This window comes from Microcystis panniformis FACHB-1757, from assembly GCF_001264245.1.
Classification (GTDB): Bacteria; Cyanobacteriota; Cyanobacteriia; order Cyanobacteriales; family Microcystaceae; genus Microcystis; species Microcystis panniformis.
Genome location: NZ_CP011339.1, coordinates 2,594,173 through 2,609,094 on the forward strand (window position 1 = coordinate 2,594,173; position 14,922 = coordinate 2,609,094).

A 14,922-nucleotide genomic window follows, 5' to 3' on the forward strand; every position below is an offset into this window, starting at 1 on the left:
TTTTCAGTGAACTGAAAACTGAAAACTGATAACTGATAACTGATAACTGATAACTGATAACTGATAACTGATAACTGAAATGACCGATATTAAAACCCTAATTAAACAGGTACACCAAGAGGCAAAAAAAGAGGATTTTCCCATCGATACCCTAATTTACCAAGAGGCAAAAAAGACCCCTTTGAACCAGTTTTGTATGCTGGTAATCTTGCTAGTCAGTTATGCTTTTTTGGCCGGGATTTAGGACGAGATGAAGTGTATGCAGGACAACCTTTGATCGGGGCTGCTGGTAGAATGGTAAGAGAGGGATTTTTTCAAGCTTGGCAGGGGAGAAAATCCCATGATCGTCAAGAGCTATTATCGGTGTGCGATCGAATTTTCTTAACTAATACAGTTCCCTACAAACCCCCTGGTAATAAAGCTTATTCTGGGGAAGTGAAAGATCGTTTTCGTCCATTTATAGAAAAACTGCTCGTTTTTTATTGGCAAGGTGATCATATCATCACCCTTGGCACGGAAGCTTTTAAATGGTTTGAACCCTACGGTAAACCCAAAGAAGTAGATAAATTCTATCTTGATAAAGAACGCTTTACCAAAAAACTGCTAGTTACCCTCACCGCTACCGATGAACAGGGATTAAAACAGCAAAAAAAAGTGACTTTATTGCCTCTCCCCCATCCTTCTCCTCTCAATCAAAGATACTATGCCCTTTTTCCTGATTTATTACAAAAAAGATTAACTGAATTTGCCTTTTAACCGATGAGAATTTACGGCAATCGTCCCATAAAAACCCTAGCAGGACAATTAACCCGTCCGACTACAGCAAGGGTGCGAGAAGCTTTATTTAATATCTGGCAACAGAAATTATCTGGCTGTCGTTGGTTGGATCTTTGTGCGGGTAATGGTTCGATGGGTGCGGAAGCTTTATGTCGAGGTGCGAGTCTAGTAATTGGAATTGAACAATCAGGACGCGCTGGCGAAATTATTAAGGAAAATTGGCGCAATTTAGCAACTTCTCACCAGCAATTTCAAGTAATTCGGGGGGATGTACTGACAAAGTTAGCCACTTTAGCGGGGAAAAGTTTTGATTTAATTTATTTTGATCCTCCCTACGAAAGCGGGTTATATTTACCGGTATTAACTGCCATCTCTCAATCTAATTTATTAGATTCTCTGGGGGAAATTGCCGTGGAACATAATCCCAAATCTTGGCCAGCAATTAATCTAGAAGGTTTAACCATTTGTCGTCAAAAACGCTACGGCAATACTACCTTAACTTTTTATCAAAAAGCAGATGTCTAATAGATCTCTTGCAAAAATCAAAAATCTTCCGTTAGGTGAGGAGTAAGGAGCCAGTAGTCAGGATTCAGGAGAATGATGACAACAAGCTTAAAAAGGAGACTGGGAATTATGAATTATGAATTATAGTCATTTCAGATAAGTGTGAGACGAGGGCGTTGGGTTTCATGCTTCAACCCAACCTACGTTCTCTCAATCAGAAATGGTCAATTTTATTGGGCAGTCCAGAAAAAATTATTATTTCTCAACAAAATCACATAATTTGTCACTTTTCTTGACAATCATCCTGAGTAAAGCGAGAAACTTTCTGGCAAACGCAGTTAATCACGCCATTTTCAAGCTATTTAAACAAAAATAAGAGCTTATTTCGATAAAATTGGCAGTAAATAGCCTATATACTCCTAAAAAACTTAAATCCCTTCTCCTAGTCCTTTTTTTGACCTAAAACTACCCCGAAGTTTCCTGACACGGCAGCCGAACTCTCTCCCCTTAACCCTTGCTGCTCCCCAGAATATCACCTATTTTTTGTATAAATTTATACCCGACTATTTTTGTCGGGTATATTTGACACCAAGATTTTGCCGGTGATAGGATGCTTATAGATTCAGTTGACGGCAAGACAGGAAAATCATGACCCTAGCGACAAACATCAAAACCTCAAAATTCATCCCCACCTTTACCCGCTTGGTTTCTAAGGAAGGAGGGACTTCTTACCCTCTGAAAGCGCTGAATATCTGCGAAGAAACCTTTGCCCCCCTAGAAGTGGACTACGATTACGACCTCATCCGTCGCACCGTTACCAGAGAAAGCATTCAAGCAGGTCCCAATTCCATCTGGCGCTATCGTTCCTTTTTGCCGGTGGAAAGTGAAAATCCCATCGATGTGGGTACGGGTATGACTCCCCTAGTTAAATCCCACCGTTTAGCCCGGCGCTTGGGTCTAAAAAATCTCTACATTAAAAATGATGCCGTCAATATGCCCACTCTCAGCTTCAAAGATAGAGTGGTATCCGTCGCCCTTACCCGGGCCAAAGAATTAGGTTTTACCACCGTTTCCTGTGCTAGTACGGGAAATCTGGCCAATTCCACCGCCGCTATTGCCGCTCACGCCGGTTTAGACTGTTGTGTTTTCATTCCCTCCGACTTAGAAGCGGGTAAAATTCTTGGCACCCTAATCTATAATCCCACGGTAATGGCAGTCAAAGGCAACTACGATCAGGTCAACCGTCTCTGTTCAGAAGTGGGCAATACCTACGGTTGGGGTTTTGTCAACATCAATCTGCGTCCCTACTATTCCGAAGGTTCCAAAACTTTAGGCTTTGAAGTGGCTGAACAATTAGGCTGGAAACTCCCCGACCATATTGTCGCACCTTTAGCCAGTGGTTCCCTCTTTACCAAGATTTATAAAGGCTTCCAAGAATTCGTCAAAGTCGGTTTGGTGGCAGATAAAGCAGTGCGTTTTAGTGGCGCTCAAGCGGAGGGTTGTTCCCCCATCGCCCAAGCTTTCAAGGAAGGACGGGATTTTGTCGCCCCAGTTAAACCTAATACTATCGCCAAATCGATCGCTATTGGTAATCCCGCCGATGGTGTTTATGCCCTTGATATTGCGCGTAAAACTGGCGGTAATATTGAATCCGTCACCGATGCCGAAATTATCGAAGGTATTAAACTTTTGGCAGAAACGGAAGGCATTTTCACAGAAACTGCGGGCGGTACGACTATCGCTGTCTTGAAAAAATTAGTAGAAGCGGGTAAAATCGACCCCGAAGAAACCACGGTCGTTTATATCACCGGTAATGGTCTAAAAACCCAAGAAGCGGTACAGGGTTATATCGGTGAACCCCTGTTAATCGAACCGAAATTAGAAAGTTTTGAACGGGCCCTAGAACGTTCCCGCACCCTCGAACGCCTCGAATGGCAACAGGTTCTCGTCTAGAATTGATGCTCAGGGATGATGGGGCAATTATTCCCTTGCCTCATCTCCACAAGCAATTTAAATTCGCGCGCAGCTTACCGTCCTTTCCACTTTTTCCTTGATATCTATGGCTGTAAAAGTTCTCATTCCTACTCCCCTGCAAAAATTTACAGAAAATAAGGCTACCATCGAGTGTAGTGCTAGTAGTGTCGGTGGTTTAATCGAATCCTTAGAAGCAAGTTTCCCTGGTATTAAGGCCCGCTTATGCGATGAAGAGGGCGCACCCCGACGCTTTTTAAATTTCTACGTCAACAGTGAAGATATTCGCTTCCTCGATGGGACACAAACCCCCTTAAAAGATGGCGATGAAGTCAGTATCGTTCCGGCTGTGGCTGGAGGTTAACCTCCCTATAAGTTTGTTTTCCGTCAATTGTAATTAAACCCCTAGAAAGTGATGTTTTCTGGGGGCTTTTGTTCGGGTAAGTTCTAAGCTGCCCGCGCATTTAAATTGCCTTTTGTCTCTCCTGATATGTAACCTATACTCAACAGATTTAGTAAGTAGGGAGGCAGAATTATTTGTAGGATGGGTTAGCGGTAGCGTAACATGAGCGGGCGTTGGGTTTCATGCTTCAACCCGACCTACGTTCTACACTAGCTTATGACTGATGATCAATTGAAACAACTAATTGAGTCTAATGCCAAATCTATTGCGGTTTTATCCGATGCAATGGCAACTGAGCGAGAGGCGATCGCAGCAGATAGAGAAGAACGACGAGCAGAACGTGGCCAGCTATATCAATACTTGGGCAGAATTGCGGCAGCCCAATCCAATTTTTACGAAGTTCAGGCAGATTATTATCATCAATTAGCAGTATTATCTGAGCGTAAAACTCGCACAGAAGAACAAATTGTTAAAATTTTAAAGCATTTATCTATTACTGAATAATGACGCAGAAATCACTTTTTTAAGGAGAGAATAAACAGTTTGGTAGGTTGGGTTGAGGCACGAAACCCAACGCCAGTTGCGTAAACACCAATCCAATAAATGTTATTCTAACTTGATGCAATACCGTAGAGCAAAAACACCTAAAGCCACTTATTTTTTTACAGTTGTGACATACAATCGTCACAGAATTTTGTGTGAACCTGAAAATGTGGATTGACTACGAAATGCTTTTAAATATGTTATGCGACAACATCATTTTAAGATTGATGCTATTGTCAGGGTAATCGCATGTTGATGGAGTTTTCAAATTCTGAGGGGTTGGGTCTAAAATTTGATGACTAAATCAGGCTTTGACCTGCACAAGGCTAGAGAATTTCTGGTTTTGCCAGTTATTCTGGCTACCTCATCTACTCAGTTCCTTAAATTCCTAAAAGTCCTAGCCAATTATAAGATTAACATCTACCTCCTCTCTCAGTCAACTGCACGATTCTGTCAAGATTTTTACCATGAAATTATCATTCATACTGGCCCTGTAGCGTTTCATCCTCAGGCTCATTTTTGAGGTTTCTCGCTTCAATAAATTCACACTTAAACGGCGCAATAGCCCTAGGTTTTCCGCTCCATAGCCCAGACGAATCCGACTGGCATCTTCATTAAAGGGGTTCTTCGGGAATTGTTATGCAAATAATTAACTTAAAATAAAATTCGATGAGAGCGACTACGCTCAAAAATAGCTGAAACCCATACAGGAAAAGACTTAAGGCACAAATAGGTTAATACAAAAAGATAGACAATTGAGTTAAGATTTGATATAATAGCCAAAAACGAGATTATTTTACTTATGATAAGTAGTCATGCAAAATTAATTACCTGCCCGATCGAGCTAAAACCCTTACGGGGCAATGATCGTCATGTGTAAATAATTTTGCCTAGGTACTTACTTGACAAATTTTTGAACCTACAAGGAACCTCTATTCAAGGCTATCGACACCTAGAAAATATCGGGATAGTTTGACGAATCGAATCGAAAAATCAAAAAGCAGTCTGTCCTCGTTGTGGGTTAGAGAGCGATAAACTACACCAAAATCATCGACATTTAGTCAAAGATTTACCAATTTCAGGACAACCAGTGTACCTACAAGTTAATCGTCGTCAATTTAAGTGCGATAATTGTCGAAAACCCTTTAGCGAAGAGTTAGATTTTGTCGCCAAGAAACGAACCTATACGAAAAGACTAGCCGAGAATATACTCGAACAATTAAAATCAGGAGATATTTTAAATGTTAGTCGAAGAAATGACGTAACGGAAGAAGAGATTCAAAGAATGATAGAGGACATAGCTGAAGAAATTACAGAGACAGACCTATCGAAATTAAAAAGACTAGGAATTGACGAAATCGCTCTAGTCAAAGGACAAAAAAATTACTGTGCGGTTTTAGTAAATTTAGATACGGGAAAACTAATAGCTATTCTAGAGAAGCGAACACAAGAAGAATTGAGGGAAACGCTTACAGGGTGGGGAAAAGAGGTGTTAGAGCAAATTGAAGAAGTCAGCATAGACCTTTGGTTGCCCTATAAAAATTTAGTGAAAGAATTGATGCCATCGGCCGAGGTAGTCGCCGATAGATTCCATGTAATGAACAAATTAATCAAGAGTTAGACGAACAGAGAAAAGCAGAAAAAAGAGCGGTAGAAGCGCAGAAAAATAAAAAACAGAAAGCGGAAAAAGAAGCGAAGCTAGAAGTTTTAAAGCGAAGTAAATATAGTCTGTTAAAAAATGAAGAAGATTTAACGGAAACTCAAAAAATCAAACTAGAAGCTATCAAAGAAAAATTCCAAAATTTGAAAAAGATGCAGGAATTAAAGGAAGAATTTAGAAAGATTTATGAAACCTCAGAGAATCCGACAGAAGGACTGCTATCTATCTCAGAATGGTTGGCAAAATCCTCCAGTGTTTTTACCAAGAGTTGTCAAACAATCCGAAACTGGTTTGGAGAAATCATTAGTTATTTCGAGCGAAGGACAACGAATGGGGTGGTCGAGGGAATCAACAATAAACTTAAACTAATAAAACGGAGAGCCTATGGCTTGAGAAACTTTCGTAATTTTTGGGTTAGAAGTATGTTGTCTTGGCATCTTGTCTGTTGATTTAGCATAAAGGGTAACGAAGAGCCAAATTAATCCGTGAGTGGTTGGGGAGTGGGGACGAAGGTTTAACGCTTTGCTTTGTTGGTTATCTTAGTCATAAATAAAGTATCAAATAGCCCCAACGGGATTCTCCATTTTTTTAGATAAAGATAGTGAGTTGAGCAAATTATTGTTAAGTAGTCGTGCAAAATTAATTTCCTAGTCGAGACAGGAGACAGGAGACAGGAGACAGGAGACGGGAGACGGGAGACGGGAGACGGGATAAAGCTAAGTACCTAGGCAAAATTATTTACACATGACGATCATTGCCCCGTAAGGGTTTTAGCTCGATCGGGCAGGTAATTAATTTTGCATGACTACTTATTAGGGATCGGATTTGCGTTTTCAGTTCTCTGTTTGCTCACCACCGCAGAAGTCTGACGGAGTAGTGGCTTAGATGTGTAATTAATTGTGCTTAGATACTTATTAACAAATATTTTACACACTTCATACAAGATAAGCACCATGGCTCACCACCACTACCCAATCATTACCTAGTTGCTTTTTTGCTTGATCGATTTTTATAACTCCCCTAATGGCTTCAATTATTATTTACTCAGACTGAGACTCAGGGAGTAACTTAGGTTGAAATAATTGGGAAGGAACAAAACGAAAACCGCTTTGATCTTCTTGACGAATTAATAATCCTTGTTCTTCCATCGATTTAAGTTGGGGCAAGAGAGCAACAAAGGTTATAGCATCAAGTTTAGCCAAAGTTTGATCAGAAATATTCTCACTAATGCCACCGGCTTGATGAGCAACGTATAATAAATGACGAAACTGAGGACTTAAGGGATAAGTAAATTTTTCTTGAAGGATTTGCCAAATTGAATAAAAAGCAGTTTCATCAATAATTTCATATCCTTCTGAAGCAGCTTGCCGTAATACTTTTTCACAGATAGTATTCAGTTCTCGAGGAATTCCTTGAGCGTAACCCGTAATTAAATTGATGACTTCCTCTGTGAAAGGATAGGGATCATTTCGCTGTTCGTTTCTGGCACTATTAAGATAATTAATAGCAATGTGACGTAAATCATCTTGACTCATGGGTTCGAGGGGAATATCTTCAGAAAAGATACCAAGGGCTTTTAAGGTTGCTTCTTGAAACTCGGTAAAGCCTCTTCCTGTCATGATAAATCCCCGATGTTTTCCCATCCGAAATAAATCTAAACTACTTTCTAAAATTGTCTGGACAACAATGGGGTCTTTTTTGTCAAAATCATCAATAGCAATAACAATACGAGAATAAATTTCTTCGGCTTTATTTAATAAACGAATGAGTAAAGGATAGGGATCAGCATTGGCAGTGGGAGTCAGTTGATTAGCAGGGGATTCTTCCTTTTTGCCAAAGGATAAAAAGCCTAATTTAACTTGTCCTTCAGTAGTGGTTTTATTGCGTTGGATAGAATAACCTAAAAGCGTATTAGCAATGTCTCTTGATTCTTGATCACTATCCGCTAAACTATCGGCTACAGCTAATAATAAAGCACGATAAAATTCCGTGGAACTTTCCCCAGGAATGCTACTCAAATAAAGCACTAACATTTTTTCATTTAGTTCCGCTACTTCCTGTTGTAACTGATGAATTAAATTAAAAATCAAAGCAGTTTTACCAATACCCCAAGCTCCCCTAACTAGGATATTACGTCCTTCATAGAGGGTCGGAATAACGACATCTAAAACTTGATCGCGTCCATAAAAAATCTTTGCTAATTTTTCGGGATCATCGGGGGGAGTTGGTCGAAAAGGATTTTCTATAAGTCCCCATTTTTTGAGAGTTGATTGATAACGGCTGAGTCTTGTCATTTTAAGCAGATTGTAGAATTTTTAGTAGATGATTAATTTCCTCTAGTCGTTCCTTATCATTGTTTTCTTGATAATATGTTTGTGCTTCTTTTAAATGACTACAAGCTTGGGAAATCTTGCCAATTTGTATTTCTAGATTGCCCAGTGCAGTTGTCACAGAAGCCACATTATCTTGATCACCCAAACGACGGAATAGACGTAAAGAATCTTTAAAATAAAGTCTTGCCTGTTCGAGCCTACCAGTGCGATGATAGAGACGGGCAAGTTCCAATAAAATTGGAGCCAAACTACTAATATCCTTTTGTTTTTGATAACGTTGCTGACAATTTTCTAAGTGTTCAATAGCTTCTGTATAATATCCGCCCTCAAATAAAGCTTTTCCTAATTGATAGGAATAGTTAAAATATAAGGTTTTGTCTTCGGTTTTTTCAATAATTTCTCCAGCTTGTTTATAAGAGTTAATTGCTTGTTGAATGTCTGCCACTTTACCAAGAAGTTTAAATCGTTCTCTGAGAGTATTGGCTAAATTATATTGTGTCTCTGCCCAATCTCTTGGAAAGGCTTGACGGGTATAAATTTGTAAGGCTTCTTGATAACAGACAATTGCATTTTCGATATTCTCGGCTTTATTGCCTCTAATTCGTTCACTATAAGCATTGCCTAAATTATTTTGAGTAGTTGCCCAGTCAAGAGGAAAGACATCAAAAGTACGAATTTTTAAGGCTTCTTGATAACAGAAAATTGCGGTTTCTATATTCTCTACTATGTCTCCTTTGATTCTGTTTATGTAAGCAGACCCCAGATTATTTTGTGTTACTGCCCAATCTTGAGGAAAAGCATCACGGGTCAACACTTCTAAAGACTGGTTGTAAGCAACAATAGCTAACTCTAGATTATCTGCCCTTTGCCCTCTGATGCGATGTCTATAAGCATTCCCCAGATTATTTTGTGTCCTTGCCCATTCATAAGGAAAAGCATCACGGGTATAGACTTCTAAAGACAGGTTATAAGCAACAATAGCTAACTCTAAATTTTCTGCCCTTTCCCCTCTGATGCGTTGACTATAAGCAGCACCCAGATTATTTTGTGTCCTTGCCCATTCATAAGAAAAGGCTTCACGGGTATAGACTTCTAAAGACTGGTTATAAGCAACAATAGCTAACTCTAGATTATCTGCCCTTTCCCCTCTAATACGATCACTATAAGCAGTCCCTAGATTATTTTGTATTACTGCCCAATCTTCAGGAAAAGCTTGACGGGTATATACTTCTAAAGACTGGTTTAATGCTGCTATAGCTAACTCTAGATTATCTGCCCTTTCCCCTCTGATGCGATTACTATAAGCAGTACCCAGATTATTTTGTACCCCTGCCCATTCATAAGGAAAAGCATCACGGGTATAGACTTCTAAAGACTGGTTATAAGCAACAATAGCTAACTCTAAATTTTCTGCCCTTTCCCCTCTGATACGATCACTATAAGCATTACCCAGATTATTTTTTATCATTGCCCATTCATAAGGAAAAGCCTCACGGGTATATACTTCTAAAGACAGATTATAAGCAACAATAGCTAACTCTAGATTATCTGCCCTTTCCCCTCTGATGCGATGTCTATAAGCATTCCCCAGATTATTTTGTATCCTTGCCCATTTTTCAGGAAAAGCTTGACGGGTATATACTTCTAAGAGGGTCTGATAGCCTGTAATAGCGATTTCTAGATTATTAGCCCGACTTCCCAAGGGAAAATTTTGAATATCAACACATAAATTCTGAATCACCCCGACAATACCCGCCACTTCTTCTGGTTTCCTTTGAGAAAACACATTTCTAGCCCATTGTTGCAACAGTTGGGCAAAGATATCATCTAACAGATGTTGACGGCGTTGTAGGATAGGATAAACCACCGTAGGATCGCTATTACTGTCATATTCTGCTTGTAAGACTTCTGATAAAAACTTCTGATATTCCTCTATACTTCCCGCTTGAGGGTTGAGAAACTGCCCCAATTGTTGCACCATATCGCGTAACCAAGATGATGTGATGGACGATGATTTTTTCGACAGACCGACCCTATGAATATACTAATTAAAAAAAGGTGGGTTAAGTCCCACCTTGATAACTGATTAGGATTTTTGGCTGAAATAGGCCTCTAGCGCCTCATTGATGATTTGATTCATCGGCCGTTTTTCCGTTTCCGAAGCTTCCTTGAGACGGACAAACATATCATCGGGGACGCTTACACGGTTTTGATTTTTACGCACGCGTTTGGGTTTTGATTCAGTAGTAGTAGTTTCGGTCATTTTAGGTGTGTAGGTGGCTGAAAATGCTTGTAAAGCAGGGAAATTGACTCGGTGACAGAATTCTCCGAAGGTTTCGTTATTTTGTTGATCCTGTTGGAAGTAAACGAAAATCGGTTCTAAGACCTTTTCTAGATCATCGATCGCCATTTTATCCAAATAGGGGCGCGCTAGTCGAGTTTGATCGGCTGTTCCCCCTAACCAGAGTTGGTAGGAATTGGGAGCGCTACCCACAAATCCTAATTCTGCCATATAGGGACGCGCGCAGCCATTAGGACATCCTGTCATGCGGATGACAAATTGCTCTTTGCTTAATCCTAAGCGATTAAGCAGGGCGCGAATGCGTTCAATCACGCTGGGTAAGATTCTTTCTGACTCAGTAATCGCTAATCCACAGGTAGGCCAAGCGGGACAGGCCATGGAATAACGGGTTAAAGGGTCAATTTCGGCGGGATTGGTGACAATTCCGTGTTCTTTCAGGATCGCCTCCACCGCTTGTTGATCATCGGGTTCAATTTCGTAGAGAATGATATTATGGTTAGCCGTCAAGCGCATGGGCAACTGAAAACGCTCGACAATCACTTTTAAGGCGGTTTTTAGCTGAAAACTGCCTTCATTTTTGACCCGGCCATTCTCCACAGAAAGACCAAAAAATAATTTTCCGTCTCCCTGTTCATTCCATCCCAAAAAGTCTTGATATTTCCAATCGGGGAGGGATTGGTAGGGGGCAATTTTTTGACCGAAATAACCCTCAACAGTGCTGCGGAATTTTTCTACTCCCCATTCTTCGAGGATATATTTCATTCTCGCATGACGACGATCGCCGCGATCACCGTAATCCCTTTGGGTTGCCACGATCGCTTTTACCAGATCATATACCTCCTCTTTGCTCACATAACCGATCGCATCGGCCATTCTGGGGAAAGTTTCTTCCTTATTGTGGGTTCTTCCCAGTCCACCCCCCGCAAGGACGTTAAAACCCTGTAATTGACCGTTTGCGTCGGTAATCACCACTAAACCGATGTCATTGGTGTAGATATCGATGGAGTTGTCTCCCGGCACGGTGACACCGATCTTGAACTTACGGGGCATATAATGTTGACCGTAGATCGGTTCGATCAGATCGTTTTTGTTAATGCCATTTGTATCTTTTTGTCTCGATGCCTTGACTTCTGGCGCTTCTTCTGCACTGATCACTTTTTCGCCATCGAGCCAAATTTCGTAGTAAGCGCCAGTTTGGGGAGTGAGCAAATCGGCGATATTATTGGCATATTCCCAAGCATAGCCGTATTCGGGGCGGTTTTTGTAGGGGGCTGGCGGTGCGGTGACATTGCGGTTAACATCACCACAGGCCGCTAAAGTGGATCCCATACTGCGAATAATTTCCCCGAGGGTAGCTTTGAGATTTTTCTTTAAAATGCCGTGTAATTGGAAGCCTTGGCGAGTTGTCACCCGTAAAGTGCCGTTACCGTAGCGATCGGACAAACTATCGAGGGTAAGATATAGTTGCGCGGGAATAAACCCCCCCGGACTGCGGGTACGCAACATCATTTGATAGTCTTTTTCTTGACCTTTGGCTCTATTGTCGCGATTATCCTGTTGATAGGAACCGTGAAACTTGAGGATCTGCACCGCCGCATCGGTAAAATGGGTTGTATCTTCGAGGAGTTCACTGGCCAAAGGTTCTCGTAGATAATTACTGCGTTCTTTGATACCTTCGACTTTAGAAACCTTGGCGGTAGGAGAAATAGGAGTTGTAACCATCGTCTAACAGCACGATAACCTGTGGATAGGTCTTAGGAATAGGAATTTAGACAAGCTCGATCGATCCTAAGAAGTTTTACTAAGATGATCTCTAGAGTTCGTTCCAGACTCTGAGGTTAACAGTAGCGATCGAGACCTTAATTCTATCTTAGCTTCTTACCGTCCCCCGCGAACGCCATCTACCGATCGAATTTTTATGACCAATTCTCCCAACATTAAAACGGTTATTAGTCAAGAACCCTACATTATTCTTAACAATCAGGGAGAAATTCTCCCTTCTATTAATCTGAGTCGTCCTAATTATAAATTGGGTCGGGATGGTCAACAGGTGGATTTAGTTGTTCCCCAACACTGGACAGTGGTGAGTCGAGTCCAAGCTTGTTTTCGTCGTCAGGGAGATGATTACTATATCTACGATGGAGACGGGACTAATCCTAGTTCCAATCAACTTTTTATCAACAATCGCGTGATTACTCCCAAAGATGGCTATCTTTTACAAAATGGGGATGAGATTAATATCGGTCAAGATGTCAAAAATTCGGTCAAGATTACCTATTATCATCCTAATCAACAGGTAAAAAGCCCACCTTTAGCTTTTAAATCGGTTTCCCTAAGCAATCGCAGTGTAGTTTTAGGACGAGATCATGCTGCCACTGTGGTTTTAGACGCTCCGACAATTTCCCGACAACACGCGATTATCGACAGCGATAACCAAAATCGTTATATTCTCCACGACAAAAGCACCAATGGAGTCTTTATCGACGGACAAAAAGTATCGGGTAGTGCCATTTTAACCAACGGTTGTACGGTGAGAATCGGACCCTATAGTTTTCGTTTGCAGGGAGATGACTTAGTTTTATTAGATACGGGGGATAATATCCGTCTGGATGCCGAAAATATCGTCAGGATGGTGCGGGATAAAAAGAAACGACCTTTGATAATTCTCAATCATATCTCCCTACCGATCGAACCGAGTCAATTAGTGGCAATTGTCGGGGGAAGTGGTGCGGGAAAATCGACTTTCTTAAAGACTTTATTAGGAATTGAACCCACCACCTCGGGAACTGTTTATCTGAATGGGGAAGAGCTGCGCCAGAATTTTAATATCTATCGCACCCAAATCGGTTATGTTCCCCAATACGATATCGTCCACAGGGATTTAACCGTGGGAGAAGTGTTATATTACGCTTCTAAATTAAGGCTACCTCCGGATCTTAATTGCCAAGAAGTGATCGAGAAAACCCTGCAGCAGGTGGAATTATTAGAAAGAAGAAATACTTTAGTCAGAGACTTAAGCGGTGGTCAGTTAAAAAGGGTGAGTATTGCGGTAGAATTATTAGCCAATCCCAAATTATTCTTTTTAGATGAACCCACCTCGGGATTAGACCCCGGTTTAGATAAAAAGATGATGGAATTGCTGGCAAAATTGGCCAAAGAAGGCAGAACAATTCTCCTAGTCACCCATGCTACTAATAATATCAATCTCTGCGATCGATTAGTTTTTCTTGGTCAAGGGGGCAATTTATGTTATTTTGGTTCTCCGGGGGAAGCCTTAAATTTTTTCTCTTTACCTCAGGGGGATTTTGCCGATATTTATATTCATCTAGAAACTAGGGAAAAAGTTGAGCAAGAATGCCAACGTTTTCAACAATCCGACTACTACAAAAATAATATTGAAGCAAGAATCGGTAAAATATTTCAGCAAAATCATAGTAAACCGCAACAGGTTCAACAATCTTTTTGGCAACAACTACAGGTTTTATGTCAACGCTATAGCAAGTTAATTATCCGTGATCAATTTAGTTTAATTTTATACCTATTAACCGCCCCGATCGGAATTTTATTAATGGCCATGATTTTACGGGACAAAGATCCTTTATTTTTGGGAGATAATCCCAGTTTTGATCAGGCTATCCAATCGGCAACTTTAGCATTAAAAACTCTCTTTGTGTTCACCTGCGCGGAATTGTGGGTAGGTTTTGCCTGTTCCCTACAGGAAATTGTCAAAGAATCAGCCATTTATCAGCGAGAAAGATTAGTTAATCTGGGATTATTACCCTATTTATTCTCAAAAATTCTGGTTTTAGCAGCCTTAGCTTTTCTGCAAACAATTGTAATTACCTGCGTGATATTTTGGGGATTTACTCAACCGCAACCGGAATTAATGACCTGGTTAATTGGCTGTTTTATTACCACATTTTTAACTATATTTGCGGCAATTAATCTCGGTTTATTAATTTCTGCCGGCGTTAGTAACATCACCCAAGCAAATAGCGCCTTACCTTTAATTTTAATCCCTCAGATTATCTTTGCTGGGGTATTATTTAACTTAGAAGGTCTGTGGAAATATCTATCATGGTTGATGATTAGTCGCTGGTCAATTGCTGCCTACGGGGTATTAGTAGAGGTGGAAGCTATGATTGCAGAAGCGAAAGAACAAAATACTTTTAATATCCCTTTACCCTTTGAGGATGTCAATCAAGTTTATCAATTATCTATCAATAATTTGTTATTGAATTGGGGAGTTTTAATTCTTCATTCCCTTATTTATTTTCTCCTTACCTATTGGTTGCAAAAAAGAAAAGATATTTTGTGATCTAAATTATAACTGATAACTGATTACTGATAAGTAGGGAGGCACAATTATTTGTAGGATGGGTTAGCGGTAGCGTAACCCATGCAGGCTTTGGGTTTCATGCTTCAACCC

The 14,922-nt window shown here is 40.5% G+C and carries 9 protein-coding genes and 2 pseudogenes; 7 read left to right on the forward strand and 4 right to left on the reverse strand.

Translation table 11 applies throughout. The features are described from left to right. Window positions 1–3 precede the first annotated feature (3 nt). On the reverse strand, window positions 4–144 hold the full coding sequence (locus VL20_RS31470; RefSeq protein WP_162490489.1) for a hypothetical protein: 141 nt from the start codon (window positions 142–144) through the stop codon (window positions 4–6). Here VL20_RS31470 and VL20_RS12560 point away from each other — a divergent pair. From VL20_RS12560 to VL20_RS12590, 6 genes and pseudogenes are all read left to right on the forward strand, one after another. Next, window positions 80–756 (forward strand): annotated as a pseudogene (locus VL20_RS12560) (uracil-DNA glycosylase family protein). The gene VL20_RS31470 and the pseudogene VL20_RS12560 overlap by 65 nt on opposite strands. Window positions 757–759: 3 nt before the next feature. Then, window positions 760–1,302: a 16S rRNA (guanine(966)-N(2))-methyltransferase RsmD gene (gene rsmD, locus VL20_RS12565; protein ID WP_052276689.1), complete on the forward strand. Its 543-nt coding sequence runs from the start codon at window positions 760–762 to the stop codon at window positions 1,300–1,302. A gap of 627 nt (window positions 1,303–1,929) precedes the next feature. Further along, the gene (thrC, locus tag VL20_RS12570) at window positions 1,930–3,234 is read left to right on the forward strand and encodes a threonine synthase (protein ID WP_002750866.1); all 1,305 of its coding nucleotides are present in this window, start codon (window positions 1,930–1,932) and stop codon (window positions 3,232–3,234) included. 106 nt (window positions 3,235–3,340) lie between these two features. Next, on the forward strand, window positions 3,341–3,616 hold the full coding sequence (locus VL20_RS12575; protein WP_052276690.1) for a MoaD/ThiS family protein: 276 nt from the start codon (window positions 3,341–3,343) through the stop codon (window positions 3,614–3,616). A gap of 255 nt (window positions 3,617–3,871) precedes the next feature. Then, complete coding sequence (locus VL20_RS12580; protein ID WP_002789813.1) at window positions 3,872–4,159, forward strand: hypothetical protein; 288 nt, start codon at window positions 3,872–3,874, stop codon at window positions 4,157–4,159. Window positions 4,160–5,084: 925 nt separating this feature from the next. Then, window positions 5,085–6,307: pseudogene (locus VL20_RS12590) on the forward strand (ISL3 family transposase). Between the two features lie 591 nt (window positions 6,308–6,898). Here the strand turns inward: VL20_RS12590 and VL20_RS12595 are convergent. The 3 genes from VL20_RS12595 to sir form a co-directional block, all read right to left on the reverse strand. Further along, the gene (locus VL20_RS12595; RefSeq protein WP_052276692.1) at window positions 6,899–8,152 is read right to left on the reverse strand and encodes an ATP-binding protein; all 1,254 of its coding nucleotides are present in this window, start codon (window positions 8,150–8,152) and stop codon (window positions 6,899–6,901) included. Window position 8,153: 1 nt separating this feature from the next. After that, window positions 8,154–10,172: a tetratricopeptide repeat protein gene (locus VL20_RS12600; protein ID WP_128575206.1), complete on the reverse strand. Its 2,019-nt coding sequence runs from the start codon at window positions 10,170–10,172 to the stop codon at window positions 8,154–8,156. Window positions 10,173–10,277: 105 nt separating this feature from the next. Then, on the reverse strand, window positions 10,278–12,215 hold the full coding sequence (sir, locus tag VL20_RS12605) for a sulfite reductase, ferredoxin dependent (protein WP_052276693.1): 1,938 nt from the start codon (window positions 12,213–12,215) through the stop codon (window positions 10,278–10,280). 196 nt (window positions 12,216–12,411) lie between these two features. Here sir and VL20_RS12610 point away from each other — a divergent pair, with 196 nt between their 5' ends. Continuing rightward, window positions 12,412–14,811 (forward strand): ATP-binding cassette domain-containing protein, encoded by a 2,400-nt coding sequence (locus VL20_RS12610; RefSeq protein ID WP_052276694.1) that lies wholly within the window; start codon window positions 12,412–12,414, stop codon window positions 14,809–14,811. Window positions 14,812–14,922 lie beyond the last annotated feature (111 nt).